Source organism: Streptomyces sp. NBC_00207, assembly GCF_045160965.1.
In the GTDB taxonomy this organism is placed as follows: Bacteria; Actinomycetota; Actinomycetes; order Streptomycetales; family Streptomycetaceae; genus Streptomyces.
The window spans coordinates 1,924,215-1,942,232 of sequence record NZ_CP130715.1 but is presented as its reverse complement, the minus strand read 5'-3'; the positions used below and the strand labels follow the sequence as shown (position 1 = coordinate 1,942,232).

Annotated in this window: 11 protein-coding genes; 3 read left to right on the top strand and 8 right to left on the bottom strand. The window is 73.4% G+C overall.

Annotated elements, in window-relative coordinates; translation table 11 throughout:
- Positions 1-95 precede the first annotated feature (95 nt).
- The 3 genes from OG472_RS09395 to OG472_RS09385 all read left to right on the top strand — a co-directional run bounded on the left by OG472_RS09395 (position 96) and on the right by OG472_RS09385 (position 2,688).
- A complete protein-coding gene (locus tag OG472_RS09395) occupies positions 96-569 on the top strand; it encodes a hypothetical protein (RefSeq protein ID WP_401614083.1) in 474 nt (157 codons plus the stop codon).
- A gap of 224 nt (positions 570-793) precedes the next feature.
- Positions 794-1,402 (top strand): hypothetical protein, encoded by a 609-nt coding sequence (locus OG472_RS09390; RefSeq protein WP_401614081.1) that lies wholly within the window; start codon positions 794-796, stop codon positions 1,400-1,402.
- Positions 1,403-1,695: 293 nt separating this feature from the next.
- On the top strand, positions 1,696-2,688 hold the full coding sequence (locus OG472_RS09385; protein ID WP_401614079.1) for a serine/threonine-protein kinase: 993 nt from the start codon (positions 1,696-1,698) through the stop codon (positions 2,686-2,688).
- Positions 2,689-2,737: 49 nt separating this feature from the next.
- Here OG472_RS09385 and OG472_RS09380 read toward each other — a convergent pair whose 3' ends face one another.
- The 8 genes from OG472_RS09380 to OG472_RS09345 form a co-directional block, all read right to left on the bottom strand.
- Positions 2,738-5,188: a SpoIIE family protein phosphatase gene (locus OG472_RS09380; protein WP_401614077.1), complete on the bottom strand. Its 2,451-nt coding sequence runs from the start codon at positions 5,186-5,188 to the stop codon at positions 2,738-2,740.
- A gap of 130 nt (positions 5,189-5,318) precedes the next feature.
- The gene (locus OG472_RS09375; RefSeq protein WP_405941311.1) at positions 5,319-5,993 is read right to left on the bottom strand and encodes a 4'-phosphopantetheinyl transferase family protein; all 675 of its coding nucleotides are present in this window, start codon (positions 5,991-5,993) and stop codon (positions 5,319-5,321) included.
- 10 nt (positions 5,994-6,003) lie between these two features.
- Entirely contained in the window at positions 6,004-10,734 is a 4,731-nt protein-coding gene (locus tag OG472_RS09370; protein ID WP_405941310.1) for a type I polyketide synthase, read from the bottom strand.
- An 84-nt stretch (positions 10,735-10,818) separates the two neighbouring features.
- Entirely contained in the window at positions 10,819-13,116 is a 2,298-nt protein-coding gene (locus OG472_RS09365; RefSeq protein ID WP_405828954.1) for an MMPL family transporter, read from the bottom strand.
- Positions 13,117-13,266: 150 nt separating this feature from the next.
- Positions 13,267-13,770, bottom strand: coding sequence for a hypothetical protein (locus tag OG472_RS09360; RefSeq protein ID WP_401614070.1), 504 nt, complete (start codon positions 13,768-13,770; stop codon positions 13,267-13,269).
- Between the two features lie 118 nt (positions 13,771-13,888).
- A complete protein-coding gene (locus tag OG472_RS09355) occupies positions 13,889-16,411 on the bottom strand; it encodes an ATP-binding protein (protein ID WP_405828952.1) in 2,523 nt (840 codons plus the stop codon).
- 103 nt (positions 16,412-16,514) lie between these two features.
- Positions 16,515-17,207: a response regulator gene (locus OG472_RS09350; RefSeq protein WP_405828950.1), complete on the bottom strand. Its 693-nt coding sequence runs from the start codon at positions 17,205-17,207 to the stop codon at positions 16,515-16,517.
- A gap of 93 nt (positions 17,208-17,300) precedes the next feature.
- Complete coding sequence (locus OG472_RS09345; RefSeq protein WP_401614064.1) at positions 17,301-18,017, bottom strand: potassium-transporting ATPase subunit C; 717 nt, start codon at positions 18,015-18,017, stop codon at positions 17,301-17,303.
- Between the last annotated feature and the right edge of the window lies 1 nt (position 18,018).

The window sequence follows — 18,018 nt, the reverse complement described above, 5'->3', positions numbered from 1 at the left end:
CGACGGGGTGGAGGCCTTCGGGCCTCCACCCCCACCACCCCCCCGACCTGCACCCCCCATCCCCCACCTCTTGTAAGACGGAAACGGAGAACCCCATGTTCACGTGCACCTGGCAGCGTCCGCTCATCCTGGCGGCGGCCTCCCTGGCCCTCGTCACCGGCACGGCCTGCGCCGCGCAAGCGTCGGAGTTCAAGGCCCCGGCGGGCACCAGCTCCTCGGTCGTGACCGAGCAGCCCACGCACTGTTCCCTGGGTGGCCGTGGCGGCGAGGGCGGCAAGGGCGGGGCGGGCGGCAGGGGCGGCCAGCCCGGCAAGCCGGGTGAGCCCGGCAAGCCCGGCGGAGTCGGCTGCTTCCGGTTCGACGACCTGCCCGACAAGTCGAAGTCCGACCTCTCGATGGTCGACAAGGTCCGCATCGTGATGATCCTTCTGTTCGACGACTCGGACGAGATGAAGGAAAAGATCGCCAAGAAGTACGACATGTCGGAGGAGCAGCTCGACGACCTGAAGGAGGCCTACATCGAGGGCAACTGGTTCGCCCTGATGGAAGACGGCTCCTCCTCCACCTGAGGAACCTGACAGACCTGACAGACCTGAAGGACCCGAGGCAGTCGGGGAACGAGGGCGGGCAGGCGGGGACGGAAATCGACTCAAGGACGAGTCCCCCTCGGGGCGCTCCGGCCCGATGCGGCCGGAGCGCCCCGAGTGTTTGCGCCGGAGGGATCGTCCACGGCGCGGAATTCGACAAACCGAACCGCGTAGCGGAAATCAGTTTCTAGGCAAGGGAGAATCTCATGCGCGTGCGATCTTGGAAGTTCCGTCTCGGTCTTCTCGTCTCTTCGACCCTCATCGGTGCCGGCGCCATGGCACCGGTCGCCACGGCGGCGCCGGCACTGCCGAGCCACACGGTCGAGGCGGCCGCCGGACAGCAGCAGGTCCCCACGCCCGGCGGCGGTGACACCCAGACGGGCGGGAACCGCTGGGGCCGCGGCGGAGCGCTCGGCAAGTTCGGTGACCAGCTCACCGGCAAGGTCACGCTCGACAAGGACAGCGTCCGCGTCGGCGACAAGGTCTGCGCGGGCAAGTGCAACGGCTCGGTCAACGGCACCGAGGGCGGCAGCGGCGGCATCTGCGCCGGAGTCTGCAACGGCAGCGCCAACGGCGGCACCGGCGTGACGGGCCGGCCGGGCGGCGGCACCGGCGGGACGGGCGGCAAGGGCGGCGTCTGCGCCGGGGTGTGCCACGGCAGTGTCAACGGCGGCGACGGCGGCACCGGCGGGACCGCGTCCCCCGGCGGCGACGGCGGTGAAGGCGGCGTCGGAGGCGATGGCGGCATCTGCGTCGGCGTCGGCTGCGAGACCAGCGGATTCGGCGGCCGCGGCGGCACCGGCGGCATGGGCTGACCCCCCCACCACCACACCACGGGTCCCCGGCACACCACGTGCCGGGGACCCCTTCCGTCTCGAAGGGGCACTCGTATGGATCACTGGATAGACTTCAGGTATGGAAGAGCGGCTCCTGCGCGTGACCTTCGCGCCCGAGCCGACACCGTCGCGCCGAGCGCGACCCGTTCAGCCATGTCGTCCCTCGGGCGACGCTCCATCGAGGACGGGGTCGGCATGATCGGCACCTTCGCCCACGGGCATCGCGTCGGCGCCGCGCCGTCGTCCGGCCGGCCGGGTGAGGCGGGCCTCTGATGGCCTCGGCACCCGACCTGAGCGTGTACACGGGCCGGCCCTCCGGCCTCATCGGCAAGCAGATCGCCGGCTACCGGGTGGAGCGGCTGATCGGCCGCGGCGGCATGGCCGTCGTCTACTCCGCGAAGGACCTGCGCCTGGACCGTACGGTCGCGCTCAAGCTGATCGCCCCCGAGCGAGCCCGCGACGACACCTTCCGGCGCCGCTTCACCCACGAATCGCGGGTGGCCGCGAAGATCGACCACCCGCACATCGTGCCGATCTTCGAAGCCGGTGAGACCGACGGCGTCCTCTACATCGCCATGCGGTACGTCTCCGGGCTGGACCTGCGGGCCCTGCTGGACCGGGACGGCCCGCTGCCCGTCGCGAAGGCCCTGCGCATCGCCTCCCAGGTGGCGTCCGCGCTCGACGCGGCCCACGAGCACGACCTGGTGCACCGGGACGTCAAGCCCGGCAACATCCTGGTCGCCGCGGGCACCGACAGCGACCACCCCGAGCACATCTACCTCACCGACTTCGGACTGACGAAGAAGTCGCTGTCGCTCAGCGGGTTCACCACGGCGGGGGAGTTCGTGGGCACGCTCGACTACATGGCGCCGGAACAGATCACCGGCCGGCCGGTCGACGGCAGGTGCGACCTCTACAGCCTCGCCTGTGTCGTCTACGAAACCCTCGCCGGCGGGCCCCCCTTCGTACGCGAAGAGGACGTGGCGCTGCTGTGGGCGCACCAGTACGACCAGCCGGCTCCCCTGTCGGAGAGGCGGCCGGGGATCGTACCCGCCGCCGACGAGGTTCTGGCCAAGGCTCTGGCGAAGGTGCCGGAGGACCGCTACGACTCCTGCCTGGAGTTCGTGGGAGCCCTGCGCGCCGCCTGCGGGAACGGCGCCAGGCGCGAGGACGGTCCGTCGTCCGGGGTGGAACCCCAGGCGCCGCCGCCGGATCCTCCGCTCTGGGCCGGGCCCGTCTTCCACGCCCCGACCGGCGCACTGTAGAGCACTGCGGTCCGTCCGTACGGCGGCCAGGCGTGAGGGGGGCGGATCCTCAGAAGCCGGCGAGCGACTGCTCGGCCCAGATGGTCTTGCCGAGCGTGGAGTGCCGGGTGCCCCAGCGTTCGGCGAGCTGGGCGACCAGCAGCAGGCCCCGCCCGCCCTCGTCGAAGGTCCGGGCACGCCGCATGTGCGGGGCGGTGCTGCTCGCGTCGGAGACCTCGCAGAGCAGGGTGCTGTCGTCGTGGATCAGCCGCAGCTCGATGGGCGGCGCCCCGTAGCGGATCGCATTGGTCACCAGTTCGCTGACCACGAGCTCGGTCACGAAGGCGGCCTCGTCGAGCCCCCAGGCCGTCAGCTGCTCGGTGGTGTACCGGCGGGCCCGGGCGACGACGGACGGGTCGGAGGGCAGCTCCCAGACGACGACCTTGTCGGCGTGCAGGGCCCGGGTCCGGGCGACGAGCAGGGCGACGTCGTCGTCGGGACGGTGGGTCAGCAGGGCCGCCAGTACGCGGTCGCAGACCGTGTCCAGGCTGGAGGCGGGGCGCACGAGGGCCGCGAACATGCTGTCCAGGGACTCGTCGATGTCCCGCTCGCGGGGTTGCAGCAGGCCATCGGTGTAGAGGGCGAGGAGGCTGCCCTCGGGAATCTCGGTCTCGAGGGTCTCGAAGGGCAGGCCCCCCAGGCCCAGCGGCGGCCCGGCCGGGACGTCGAGGAGGTAGACGGAGCCCTCCGGGCTGACCACGGCGGGCGGGGGGTGGCCGGCCCGGGCGACGGTGCAGCGGCGGGTGACCGGGTCGTAGACCACGTACAGGCAGGTGGTGCCGATGCCGCCGGCGGCCTCCCCGGCGGCTCCCTGGTCACCCTCGTCGGCGGACAGGTGGATGATCAGGTCGTCGAGGTGGGTGAGCAGCTCGTCGGGAGGCAGGTCCACGTCGGCCAGCGTGCGCACAGCGGTGCGCAGCCGGCCCATGGTGGCGGAGGCGCGGATGCCGTGGCCGACGACGTCGCCCACCACGAGGGCCACCCGCGCGCCGGACAGCGGGATCACGTCGAACCAGTCGCCGCCCACACCGGCATCGGTACCGGCGGGCAGGTAGCGGGAGGCGATCTCGAGCGCCGGGTGATCGGGCAGCGAGTGCGGGAGCAGGCTGCGCTGCAGCGTCATGGTGGTGGTGTGCTCGCGGCTGTTCCGGCGCGCGTTGTGGATGCCGACGGCCGCCCTGGACGTGAGCTCCTCGGCCAGCCACAGGTCCTCCGGGTGGAAGGGCTCCTGCCGCTGGTGACGGCTGAAGACGGCCAGGCCGAGCGTGGTACCTCCGGCACGCAACGGCACCATCATCATCGAGTGGGTTCCGGAGTGACTGATCCAGGCGGCCCCGGGGTCCTGGGCCACCCATCGGGCGACGGCCGGGTCCGAGGTCGCGTACACGGCGCCGCGGCCCGCGGCCAGACACTCGACGGGAGGTGACAGCGCCGGATAGACGGCCGTCCCGCCGACCGGGACCTGGGACTCCAGGCTTCCTTCGAGGAGCGCGCGCACGGCGGTGTGGGAGACGGTGACCGGCCCCGCCGGCGGCCGGGAGGAGCGCTCGTCGGCGCGCGGGGGAGGCTCCAGCAGGTCGACGACCGCGAAGTCGGCGATCCGGGGTACGGCGGCGTCGGCGAGCTCCTCCGCGGTGCGGGCACTGTCCATGCTGGTGCCGATGCCGGCGGTGTCGACGTCCGACAGGAGCAGCTGCGGCCGCTCGTCGTCGGTTCCGGTCTTCTCGTGCGCGGCCAGGCAGACGGCGCGCACCCGGCCGTCCGCGTCCCGCAAGGGGGCCAGCGAGGCCGCCAGGCCGTGATCCGCCCGCCCACCCGCGGGGCGGACGAAGGCGTCGACGTGCTGGGGCTCACCCGTCTCCACCACCAGGCGCATCCTGCGCTCGGTCTCGTCGCTCACGGGATCCGGCGCGATCTCCGGCAGCCGCAGCCCGCGCATCTCGCTCTCCGTGAGGGACAGCGTCCGCTCCATGCCGGCGTTCGCCCGCACCAGCCGCAGGTTCTCGTCGAACACCGCCAGGAAACAGGGGGACTGGGCGAACGTCCACTCCTTCAGAGAGTCGCCCCAGGGCACGGAGGGCTCGCCCGGCACGGCGGACACCACGAACCACTTGGTGTTCCCGCCGGTGGACGTCCAGCGGTGCGCGAGCAGTCTCAGTTCCACCCGGCGGCCGTCCCGGTGCCGCAGTGCCACGGTGCCGCTCCACCGGTCCTGCCCGGACGGGATCCGCCCCGCGCTCTGGTCGACGTCCTCGTCGTCGCGGGCGCCGTCGGCGAGCAGACGGGCGGCGGGCTGTCCCACGATCTCGGCGGGCGCGTAGCCGAGCAGCCGGCGGGCGTCCTCGCTCCACTCGGTCACGAGGCCCTGTTCGCTGAGGGTGGCCGTGGCCGTGTAGGTCGATCCGTCGGAGGCGTTCGTCTCCTCCGGCCGCTCACCAGGAGAGGTGGGAAGTTGCTCCATCGCCGCTCATCTCGCCCTCGCTAGTTCCCTCACCGCGGTTCCACGGCAACCTGCACGGCCAGGGGCTCCACTGACAAGCATCATGCGGCCGGGCAAGGAGCACCAACGCAGTGCTGCCAAGGGGGTGCGCTCAGCCCGCCGGACCCGGGGAGGGCGCGAGGACGAGGGCGAGGACCGCGTCGCCCGCCCGCCCCACCGTCGCGCGGCGCCGTCCGCCGAGGACCGGCGGCCGGAGGCCGAGGATTTCGACGAGGCGCGGGGCGGCGCCGAAGACGCTGCTCCGGTCGGCCTTGACCGCGGCTTCCTTGAGCGCCCAGGCGCCGGCCAGGGCGTCGGGCCGGTCCGTACCGATGAGGGAGCGCTCCCCGGCGGAGAAGACGCGGTCCGCGACCCGGCGTACGGCGTCGGCCGAGGCGGTCTCGCACAGGTCCACTCCGACCGCTCCCGGTGCGAGGGCCGCGGCGACGTGGCGGGCGGTGTGGCTGATGGAGACCTGCACGTCCGCCACCGGACTGCCGCCGACGAGGACGTACGGGCTGCCGTCGTCCCGGGGGAGGACCTCCACCTCGTCCGCCGGCACGGCCAGGGCCCCGGCGGCCAGGCGCTTGGCGAGCAGCCTGCCGGCCGTCCACTCGGCCTGCCGCCGGGCCGGCAGCGCGTGGACCACCCGCTGCTCGGCCGGTGACAGGAACGGGGCCTGCCGGAGATCGGTGAACCGGGCCACGACGAGGCGGGCTCCGCCCCATCGGTGGACGTGGCCCGGCGCGATCGGCGGGATGGCGGTGTCCACGGCGGTGGTGTGCATGGCCGCGGGGTCAGGCCGCGCGGGCCGGGGCCGGGGCGGTGGCCGGGTGCCGCAGCTCGCGCTCCAGCACGGTCACCGCGTGACGGATCTGCTCGGGCGTGTGCTCGCAGGTGATGAAGAAGCGCAGCCGGGCCAGTTCCTCCGGCACGGCCGGATAGAGGATGGGGTTGACGCTGACGCCGTGCCGGAAGAGGGCCTCGGCCAGTCGCAGGGTCTTCCCCGAGTCCCCGACGATGCACGGGACGATCGGTGTGTCGTGGCTGTCCCCGATGTCGATGCCCGCATCGCGGGCGAGGCGGGCGAACAGCGCGGCGTTCTCCGCGAGCCGTGCCACGCGCTGCGGCTCGGCGCGCAGCAGGCGCAGGGCGGTCAGGGACGCGGCGGTGTCGGCCGGGGTCATGCCGGCGCTGTAGACGAAGCCCGGAACGGTGTAGCGCAGGTATTCGACGACCGGGCGGTTCCCGGCGACGTAGCCGCCACAGCTCGCCAGGGCCTTGGACAGCGTGCCCGACCACAGGTCGACGGCTGAGCGGTCGATGCCGAAGTACTCGCCGATGCCGCGTCCCGTCGCACCGATCGTCCCGATGCTGTGCGCCTCGTCGATCATCAGCAGCGCGCCGTGCCGGCGCTTGACCTCGACGAGGGCGGGCAGGTCGGCGATGTCGCCGTCCATGCTGTAGACGCCCTCGATGACGACGAGGACCCGCCGGTACTGGTGGCGGACCTGCGTGAGGACGGCGTCCAGGGCGGCCGCGTCGTTGTGCGGGAAGGGCCGCCGGGTCGCCCCGGAGAGCTTGCATCCCTGCAGGATGCTGTCGTGGGCGAGGGAGTCGTGGACGACGAGGTCCCCGGGGCCGACGAGGTGACCGATCACGGTGACGTTGGTGGCGTGCCCGTTGGCCAGGGTGACCGCGGCCTCGCACGAGAGCCGGTCGGCGAGTTCCGCCTCGAGTTCCAGGTGGAGGGGACGGCTGCCGGACAGCAGCCGGCTGGCGGACACCGACGTGCCGCAGCGCTCGATCGCCTCCCGGGCCGCCTCGCCGACCCGGGGGTGCGTGGCCAGGCCCAGGTAGTTGTAGCTGGAGAACGAGAGGAGTTCCCGGCCGTCGATGACGGTCGTGTCCGTCATTCCGCGTTCGTGGATCAGGAAGTAGGGGTTGGGGACTCCCAGCCCGTTGAGCGCGGCGATGCGCTCGCCGTGCGCGGTGACCTCGGGGAAGCACTCGATCCGCGTGTGCTCCTCGGGCAGCGGGGCGGTGTGCGGGTCGGCCGGCGCCGTCGGCGGGTCCTCCTCGCCGTGGCCGGCCCGCTGTACGGGGAAGGCCGCGGGCACGGCGTCCGGTGCGGCCTCGGGTGCTGCCTCCGGTGTGGCGGCCGGCGCCGTGTCCGCACCGCAGGCGTTCGCGATCATCGCGGCGATCCTCCCGGCGGTCGGCCGGTCGGCGGCGCTCTCGTCGAACGTCCACCGCGGCCACTGCCGGGTGAGGGCGGTGAACAGGTCGGTCAGCATCAGTGAGTCGAAACCGAGCTCGTCGATCAGCAGCTGGTCGAGGCGCAGGTGGCTCACCGGGAACGCGCTGATCCGGGCCACGTGCGCGAGCACGCCTGCGGTGATCTCGTCGGTCTCACCGGCCGGCCGGGACTCCTCACCGGCCGGCGCGGGCGGGGCGGGTGGCGCGGGTGGGTCGGCGGGGGCGGCGGGCACCGGCGAGACCTCCACGGGTTCGGTGATCTCCGCGGCCGGGTTCTGGGCGGGAAGGGCCCCGGTGAGCCGGGTGATCAGCGCCGCCTGCTGCCGTACCAGCCGGAGCAGTTCGTCCATCGGGCCGTCCGCCCGGTCGTTCTTCACAGTGGCGTCCATCGGGGTGTCCACCGGTGCGTTCACCGAGGTCTCCTCGGGCGATGCGGGCTCGGGCGGGAGGGCGGTGGCGCCGGCGTCCTTCTTCTTGGCGGGGCGCCCGCTCGGCACCCAGTAGGACTGGGTGGCGAGCTTCGCCACCGGCAGGTCCAGCAGACGGCGGCCCTCCCGGGGCACCAGGGCCCGCGGGTCGACCGGGACGCCCAGGACCGCGAGCCGGGCGAGGGCCCGGACGAAGCCGCGCCCGCCGTCCGGCGCCACCTCACCGGCGGCCACGACGTGCACGTCGCCGTGGCCGGTGAGGTTGCGCCGGACCGAGGCGAGGAGCGAACTGCCGCCCGTCACCTGGACGAAGACGCGGGCCCCCTGGTCGTAGGCGGTCCGGACGGCGTCGCCGAAGTGGACCGGGGCGGACGCGTGACGGGCCCACAGCTCGCGCAGCTCCTCGGGGTCGGTGCAGAGCCCGGCGCTCACGGACGAGACGAACGGCAGGACGGGCCCTGCGATGCGGAGGGCGTCGAGGTCCGCGCGCACGGTCTCCTCGGCGGAGGCCAGCCGCGGCGAGTGGAAGGCGTTGGACACGTCCAGTGCCACCGTGACCACCCCGGCGTCGGCGCAGGCCTGCCGCAACGCGGCGAGCCCGTGCGGCGTACCGCTGACCACGACCTGCCGCGGCTGGTTGAAGCACGCCAGCCACACGTCGTCGATGCCGGTCATCAGCCGGCGGCAGGTCTCCTTGTCGGTCTGCACGGCCAGCATCCCGCCCCCGAGGCCGGTCTCGGCCTGGCGGAGCGCCGCCCCCCGGTGGACCAGGAGCCGGACGGTGTCCTCGTCGGTGAGCGCTCCGGCCGCCGCCGCCGCGGCGAACTCCCCGACGCTGTGGCCGAGGGTGAGGTCGGGCGCGATGCCGCAGTGGGCGAGGAGCCGGGTCGCGGCGATCTGCACGGTGCCGAGCAGCGGCTGGCACACATCGGTGCCGGTCAGCCGCTGACTGAGCTCCTCGGGGTCGCCGTGGGCGGCCGCGGCCTCGCCGTACAGCAGGTCCGCGAGGTCGAAGCCGGCGTCCCGGCGGGCCACGGCGCTGAGGACGTTGACGTCCGTGCGGAAGCCCGGGAACCGCTCGTAGAGGTCCTGCATCATGCCCGGCCGCTGGCTGCCCTGACCGGGGAAGAGGAAGGCGATGCGGCGCTCCGCCTCCGGCAGGGGGGCGTCGGCCGCGAAGGCGCCGTCACCGAGGTCGCCGCGGGCGCCTTCGGCCAGCTGCCCGCGGGCGTGGCGCAGCCGCCGGGCGAACTCCTCCGTGTCGGCCGCCGCGATCGCGAGCCGCGTCTTCAGCGGCTCGCGCGCGCCCAGGGTGTGGGCCAGCGCCGCGATCGGCACGGGTGCGGCCTGCTCCAGCATGTCGAGCACCTCGTCGATGTGCTGTTCCAGAAGCTCGGGGCTGCCGGCCGAGAGGAGGAGCAGCTGGGGCCGGGGCCCCTCGGCGCGTACCCGGAAGGTGCCGTGGGCGGGGGCGGGCTGCTCCTCGAGCACCACGTGCACGTTCGTGCCGCCGAAACCGAAGGAGCTGACGGCGGCGCGCCGCGGCGTGGCCGCGCTCGGCCAGGGCCGCGCGGTGTCGGCGAAGCGCAGGCCGGCGGCGGAGATGCCCAGATCGGGATGGGGGGTGGTGTCGGGCTGCGGCACGATCGTGCGGTGGTGGACGACCAGGGCCGTCTTGATCAGACCCGCGATGCCCGCCGCGGACAGGGCGTGCCCGATGAGGGCCTTGCCGGAGCCGAGGTAGCACAGCGAGGGGTCGTCGTCGGGGTACTCGGTGCGCAGCCGGCGCAGGGCCTCCACCTCGGCACGGTCGCCGATGGCGGTGCCGGTGCCGTGGGCCTCGATGAAGCTCACGGAGGAGGGGGCGGCCCCCGCGTCGTCGTAGGCCCGGCGCATGGCGCGCAGCTGTCCTTCGGCCGTGGGGACCAGGGGTCCGGGGGAGGCTCCGTCGTTGGCCGAGCCGATGCCCTTGATCACCGCGTAGACGCGGTCGCCGTCGGCGAGCGCGTCGGCGAGCGGGCGTATGACGACGGCGCCGGCGCCCTCGCCGAGGACGAAGCCGTCGGCCTCCTCGTCGAAGGGGCGGCACACCCCGGTGGCGGACAGTGCGCGGAGCCTGGAGAAGCCGACCAGGCTGTCCGGGGTGAGGTTGAGGTACACGCCGCCGACGAGGGCGATCCGGCAGGTGCCCTGGCGCAGCTGGGCGACGGCCTGGTCGAGGGCGACCAGTGAGCCGGAGCAGGCGGCGTCGACGGCGAAGCTGGGGCCGCCGAGGTCGAACTGCCGGCTGACGGTGCCGGACGCCATGTTGAGCAGGCTCCCGGGCAGGGTGAAGGAGTGGATGGTGCCGAGCTCGGCCGCCTGCTCCCGGACGGAGTCGAGGCCGCCGGGGCGGTCCGCCCCCTGCGAACCCTCGGCCAGGGAGATGGCCCGCAGGGGGGCCGCCATCAGGTCCTTGTAATCGGACACCGATATCCCGAAGAAGACCCCGGTGTTCTCCCGGTCGAAGTCGCCGCGGCCCATCCCGGCGTCGTCGAGGGCCTCGCGGGCGATGTCGAGCATCAGCCGGTGCTGCGGGTCCATGGACCGGGCCCGCGCGGGCGGCACCCCGTAGTGCAGGGCGTCGAAGCGGTCCACGTCGTCGAGGAACGCGACCTGGTCGGTGTACGCGGCGTTGGGGGCCGAGCGGTCGCCGGGCTCGTGGAAGACCCCGTGGTTCCAGCGCTCTGCCGGAACGGCGGAGAACTGGCGTTCCCCGCTCATCAGGAGCTTCCAGTAGGCGCGGATGTCGGGGGCGCCGGGGAAGCGGCAGCCGAGTCCGGTGATGGCGATGTCGGTCATGACGGGTCTTCCTTGTCGTGATCCCCTGGACGGGGCCGGGGGTGAGGGAACGGGATGTACGGGGACGACGCCTGTGGCCGGTGGTCAGCGGCGCGCGGGTGCGCGGGCGTGTTCGCGTTCGTGGTCGTGGGGGCGGACGGGGGTGCGGACCGCGGTCCGGCCCTGTGGGGGGCACCGGCCCGGCGGGCATCTCCGGAGCGGCGGCGGACGGGACGCCGGGCGCGGCGCCCTGAGCCCCGGCAGCTTCGGTGCCCACCAGTTCAGGCCGCCCGCCAGACGCATGAGTGCCGGTACGAGGACTCCGCGGACGAGCGTGGCGTCGAGGAGGACGCCGAGGCCCGCGCCGATCCCGAAGAACTGCAGGAGGGAGACCTGGGAGGTGCCGAAGCTGAGGAGGGTGAAGGCGAGCAGGGCGCCGGCGGTCGTGACGATGCCGCCCGTGCGGGCGATGCCCGTGACGATCGACGTCGAGTTGTCCTGCCCGGCGTCGTGCGCCTCCTTGATGCGGGCGAGGACGAACACCTCGTAGTCCACGGACAGCCCGAAGACGATGCAGAACAGCAGCACCGGCATGGTCGTGCTGAGCGGTCCCGGGGTGAAACCGAGCAGGTGGTGCAGATGGCCCGACTGGAAGATCCACACCATGGCCCCGAGGACGGCCGCGAGGCCCAGGGCGTTCAGCGCGATGGCCTTGAGGGGCAGGAGCAGGCTGCGGGTGAAGGCGAACAGCAGGGCGAAGGTGGTGAGGGTGATCAGCGCCAGCGCCGGCGGGATCCGGTCCCCCACGGTGGCCTTGGCGTCGACCAGTACCGCGCTGGGCCCGCCGACGAGGACCTCGGTGCCCGCCGGGGCGGGAGCGCTGCGGATGTCGCGTACGAGCTGCTGGGCCGCGTGCGACTGGGGGTCGGCCAGCGGCACCACGGAGAGCCGTGCCGGGCCTGCGCCGACGGGCCCGGCCGCGGAACCCGCGGAGCCGGGGGCCGCCGCCTTCCCGCCGGACCGGAAGCTGCCCTCGGCGCCCGTGACCTGGGCGACGTGCGGGAGCGCGGACAGCCGGCGGGCGTAGTCCGCCCGCGCAGACGGGGACGCCGTACCCGTGACGACGACCGTGAGCGCGCTGGAGCCCTTCATGTCGAAGGAGCCGCGCACCAGGTCCCCGGTCTGCCGGCTGGACGCGCTCACCGGCAGCGCCCGGTCGTCGGGCGTGGCGAAAGCGGCGTGTGCGAACGGCGCCGCGAGCAACAGCAGCAGGCCGATCACCGGCAGCGCCGCGACCAGCGGGCGGCGTACGACGATCCGCGCCAGCCCCTCCCACAGGCGGGAGCGCGAGCCGGTGTGGACCCGGCGGCGCCACGGAACGGCCCAGGCGTTCACCCGCTTGCCGAGCAGCGCGAGCAGCGCCGGCAGGACGGTCAGCGCACTCACCGCCGCTATCACCACCACGGCGATGCCCGCGTAGGCGAAGGAGCGCAGGAAGTACGGAGGGAAGACCAGCAGCGTCGCGAGCGCGGCGGAGACCGTGGCGGCACTGAAGACGATCGTGTGGCCCGCCGTGCGCACGGTCCGGATGGCGGCGTTGCGCGGCCGGTACCCCTCGGCCAGCTCCTCGCGGAACCGCGAGACGATCAGCAGCCCGTAGTCGATGCCCAGCCCCAGGCCGAGCGCGGTGGTGAGGTTCAGCGCAAAAACGGACACGTCGGTGACGGAGCCGAGGACGCTCAGGACCAGCAGCGTCCCGGCAATGGCCAGGACCCCGATCAGCAGGGGCAGCGCGGCGGCCACCACACTGCCGAACACCAGGACCAGCAGGATCAGGGTTCCCGGCAGGACGACGGCCTCGGCCCGCTTGAGGTCGGATTCCGAGAGGTCCTGGAGCTCGGCGTCGACGAGCGCCGTCCCTCCGACGTGCAGGGTCAGGGCCGTCTCGGAGGAGGCCGGGGCGGTCAGCTCACGCTTGAGTTCCCTGACCCGGGCGCCGAGCCGCTCCCCCTCGCCGTCCACGTGCGCGACCAGCATGGCCGCGTCGCCGTCCCGGCTGCGCAGCTCGGCGGCGCCGCCGGTCCAGTACGAGGTCACGGCGCCGACGTGCGGCCGGGCCGCGAGGCGGCTGGTCAGGGCCTCGCCCTCGGTCCGGGCCGCCGGGTCGTCGACCGACCCGGTGCGGGCCCGCGCGACGACGACGAGGTTGGGGGAAGCCCCCAGGCCCTCGGCCGCCAGGTGGGCGGCGCGGCTGGACTCGGAGCGCGGGTCGTCGTATCCCTGCGTCTTCAGCCGGCCGGTCGCCCCCGCGCCGAAAACGGCGGACACGACCAGGAACACGAGCGCGGCGAACAGCACGAGTCCGGGGCGGCGGGTCACGAAGACCCCTGCGCGACGGGACACGGATGCCTCCGATCCGGGTGGCGTATCGGTCCTGCTCTGGCGCAGGACGGTCGATTTCCACCGTGCCCGGAGGAGGGGCGGGGCCGTAGCCCCGGCTGTTCGTACCTTGACAGGAGCCGGCGGGACCGCTCTGCCGGCCGGCGGAGGCCGTCACCGCAGGCCGGACACCCTGAAGACGGTGCGGGCGGTCTCCCGGTCGATGTGCTCGGCCAGCCGGCGCAGCGCGGTGGAGCCGAGCAGCAGCGTGCCGCGTTCGACCGAGGTACGGGTGTCGGCGTCCAGCCGGCGCCACATCGCGGGGTTGCGGGTCAGGACGGTCGGATCGATCTCGACGCTGCTTCCCTCGGTGTCCCGGAGGACGACGCGCTGGGCCACGCCGTCGCACCACTGCAAGGAGGCCAGGGAGTCGGTACGGACACTGTGCCCGACCAGCAGTCCGCGGGTGCTCAGCCGGCCGGCCCGTACGGAGACCCGGGGCGGCAGCAGGATCACGAACAGCAGCGCGGCCAGGCCCGCCCAGAGGGCGACGCGGAGCACGCAGAGCTCGCCGGCACCCGCGTCCAGCACGAGGAGGGCCGCGAGGAACAGTGCGGCCGTGCAGATCGCGGAGCGTCGCGCACCGGCCCAGTGGATGTCCTCGGCGAGTCCGTCCATGGGGGTGACGGTAGGGCGGGCGGCGGCGCGGGCCGCGTGCCTTGACGCACTGCTGATACGACGACTACGACATCTTGACCATGTCCCGTCAAAATGGGACGCGTGGGGCGGCCGGTGCTCAGAGCCGCCCCGCGGACGGTTCGGGGGCGACGGGGAGGGTGAGGACCATGGTGAGGCCGCCGCCGGGGGTGTCCTCGGCGGACAGCGTGCCGCCGACGGCCTCGGTGAAGCCGCGGGCGACGGCGAGGCCCAGGCCGACCCCGGCGCCGCGCGGGGCGTCGCCGTGGCGTTGGAAGGGCTCGAAGATCCGGTCCTTGGCCTCGTCGGGGACACCGGGGCCCCGGTCGACGACGCGCAGCTCGACGCGGTCGCGCAGGGCGCTGGCCGCGACCAGCACGCACTCGCCCGCGGGGCTGTACTTCACCGCGTTCTCCACGACGTTGGCGACCGCGCGCTCCAGCAGCCCCCGGTCGACCGCGACCATCGGGAGCGTCTCCGGGATGTCGAGGTCCACGCTGTCCTCCGGTACGCCGCCCAGGGCCATCGGGACCACCTCGTCCAGGTCGGTCTCGCGGATCAGCGGGACCACGGTGCCGGTGTTGAGGCGGGACATGTCGAGGAGGTTCCCGATCAGGGCGGCGAGCCGGTCGGCGCCGTCCTCGATGCCTTCCAGGAGCTCGCCCTCGTCCTCCTCGGACCACTCCACGTCGTCGGAGCGCAGCGAGGTGACGGCGGCCTTGATCCCGGCGAGCGGCGTGCGCAGGTCGTGGCTGACGGCGGCGAGCAGGGCGGTACGGATGCGGTTGGCCTCGGCGAGTTCGCGGGACCTCCCGGCCTCGTCGACCAGCCGCTGGCGGTCGAGCACGACGGCCGCCTGGGCGGCGAACGCGCCGAGGACCCGGCGGTCCTCGGCCGGCAGGACCCGGCCGGTCAGGGCGAGGGCCATGTTCTCGCCGATGGGCAGCTCGACGTCCGCGTCCTCGGGGCGGGCCACCGGACCGGTGCCGACGGCCGCGGCCGTGGTCCACGGGCCGACCTCGCCGGCCCGCTCCAGCAGGACGGCCGACTGCATGGAGAAGGTCTCGCGGAGCCGTTCGAGGAGCGCGTCGAGGGAGTCCTCGCCGCGCAGGACGCTGCCCGCGAGGAAGGAGAGGATCTCGGACTCGGCGCGCAGCCGGGCGGCCTGGTGGGTGCGCCGGGCGGCGAGGTCGACCACGGAGGCCACCGACACGGCCACCCCCACGAAGATCGTGATGGCAACGATGTTCTTCGGGTCGGAGACGGTGAACTCGTGCAGCGGCGGGGTGAAGTAGTAGTTCAGGAGCAGCGAGCCGAAAGCCGCCGAGGCAAGGGCGGGGAGCAGGCCGCCGAGGAGCGCCGCCGCCACCGTGCAGGTGAGGAACAGCAGCATGTCATTGGCGAGCCCGAGATCGGGCACGACCCGGTTGAGCAGGACGGCGAGCACCACCGGGCCGCCGATGCCGGCCAGCCAGCCCCGGATGATCCGGGAGCGGCCGAGCCGCGCGCCGCGCGCGACGGGCAGGCCGCGGCGGCCCTTGGCGGCCTCGTCGTGGGTGACGATGTGGACGTCGAGATCGGGCCCGGACTCGCGGGCGACGGTGGCGCTGACGCCGGGAGCGAAGGCGTACTGCCAGGAGCGGCGGCGGCTCACGCCCACCACGATCTGCGTGGCGTTGACCCCGCGGGCGAACTCCAGGAGCGCGTCGGGGATGTCGTCGCCTATGACGTGGTGGAACGTGCCGCCGAGGTCCTCGACGAGCGTGCGCTGGACGGCCAGCTCCTTGGGCGAGGCCGAGGTGAGGCCGTCGCCGGCGGCGACGTAGACGGCGAGGACCTCACCGCCCGCGCCCTTCTCGGCGAGGCGGGCGGCGCGGCGGATGAGCGTACGGCCCTCCGGCCCGCCGGTCAGGCCCACGACGATGCGTTCGCGGGCCTGCCAGGTGGAACGGATGTCGTGCTCGCCCCGGTACTCCTGCAGGTACTCGTCCACGCGGTCGGCGACCCAGAGCAGTGCGAGCTCGCGCAGGGCGGTGAGGTTGCCGGGGCGGAAGTAGTTGGACAGGGCCGCGTCGACCTTGTCGGGCTTGTAGACGTTGCCGTGCGCCATGCGACGGCGCAGGGCCTGCGGGGACATGTCGACGAGCTCGATCTGGTCGGCGCGGCGCGCGACCTCGTCGGGGACCGTCTCCCGCTGACGGACTCCGGTGATCGCCTCGACCACGTCGCCCAGCGATTCCAGGTGCTGGATGTTGACGGTGGAGACGACGTCGATGCCGGCCTGGAGGAGTTCCTCGACGTCCTGCCAGCGCTTGGCGTTGCGCGAGCCGGGCACGTTGGTGTGGGCGAGTTCGTCGACGAGCGCCACCGCGGGGCGGCGCGCCAGGATCGCGTCGACGTCCATCTCGGCGAAGGCGGTGTCGCGGTACCCGATCTCGCGCCGCTCGACGAGTTCGAGGCCGTGCAGCATGACCTCGGTGCGCGGGCGGCCGTGGTGCTCGACGAAGCCGACGACGCAGTCGGTGCCCCGCTCGATCCGGCGGTGCGCCTCGGAGAGCATCGCGTACGTCTTGCCGACGCCCGGTGCCGCGCCGAGGTAGATCCGAAGCTTTCCGCGTCCCATGGTGCCGACTTCTCGTGTGTGGTGCCGAAGGGTGGTCGATGGCGGGGCAGGTGTACGGGAGGCCGGGCGCCGGTCGGGCCGGCCGGGCGGGGTCCCGCGACACCTACGGTTCGAAGCGGTAGCCCATGCCCGGTTCGGTGATCAGATACCGGGGGCGGGACGGGTCCGCCTCCAGCTTGCGCCGCAGCCGGGCCATGTAGACGCGCAGGTAGTTGGTGTGTTCCGAGTACGTCGGTCCCCAGACCTCCAGCAGGAGCCTGCTCTGGGTGATCAGCCGACCGGGGTGGGTGAGGAGGATCTCCAGCAGGTGCCACTCGGTCGGGGTCAGCCGTACGGTGCGCTCGCCCCGCCGGACCTTCCGCGCCACGAGGTCGACGGAGAAGCCGGCCGTCGTGATCAGGGCGACCTCGGTTGCGGCCGGGGACTCCGGCGGGGCCTCCCGGCGGCGGGTGGCCGCGCGCAGGCGGGCCAGCAGCTCGTCCATGCTGAACGGCTTGGTCACGTAGTCGTCCGCGCCGGCGTCCAGGGCCCGGATCTTGTCCTCGGAGGTGTGGCGGGCGGAGAGGACCAGGATGGGGGTCCGGCTCCAGCCGCGGACCGCCTGGATCACGTCGACGCCGTCCATGTCCGGGAGGCCGAGGTCCAGCACGATGACGTCCGGCTTGCGGGCGGCCGCGAGCCGCAGCGCCGAGCCGCCGTCGGATGCCTCGTCGACCTCGAACCTGCGCGCCCGGAGGTTGATCCTGAGCGCGCGGACGAGCTGACGATCGTCCTCCACCACCAGCACCCGGGTCATCGGCGTGCAGCCTCCCTTCGTTGCGGATCGCCGTACGGACCGGCGGGGCGAGCCGCGTGCCCCGCCGGTCCTCGGGTCGTGCGACGCCGGGCATCAGCTCCTGGCCAGTGCCCTGAGCGCGCTGTTGAGTTCGAGGACGTTGACGCGCGGTTCGCCCATGAAGCCGAGTGCACGGCCCCGGGTGTGGTCGGCGACGAGCTTCTCGACCTGCTTGACGTCCAGCCCGTTCTGCTCCGCGACCCGGTGGACCTGGATCCTGGCGTACGCGGGGGAGATGTCCGGGTCGAGGCCGGAGCCGGAGGAGGTGACGGCGTCCGCCGGCACGTCCTCGGGCTCGACCGTGTAGCCGGCGGTGGAGTTGTCCGCGATGACGGCCTCCTTGGCGGCGACGACCTGGGCGCAGAGCGTGCCTTCCTCGGCGTCCTTGGTGCACCGGCCGTTCACGGCGCCGTTGTCGGCGGAGCGGTTGGTGGCGCCCGAGAGGATCAGCGCGTACCGGGTGTTGACGCTGTTGGAGCCGAGGCCGTTGGAGGGGCGTGGCTGGAACCACTTCAGGTCCGGCCTCGCGGCCTCTTCGGCGTCGTCCGGGTCGTTCTTCGGCAGGTTGTAGGTCTGCCCGATGAGGGAGGAGCCCACGACCCGGCCGCTCCCGTCCTTGATCTCGGAGCCGTTGGCCTTGTCGTTGAAGAGGGCCTGGGCGATCCCGGTGACGGCGAGCGGGTAGAGGACCCCGCAGATCACGGTCAGGACGAGGAGGGCGCGCAGCCCGGCCCCGAGCAGTCGTGCCGTGCTGGATACGGAAGAGTTCATA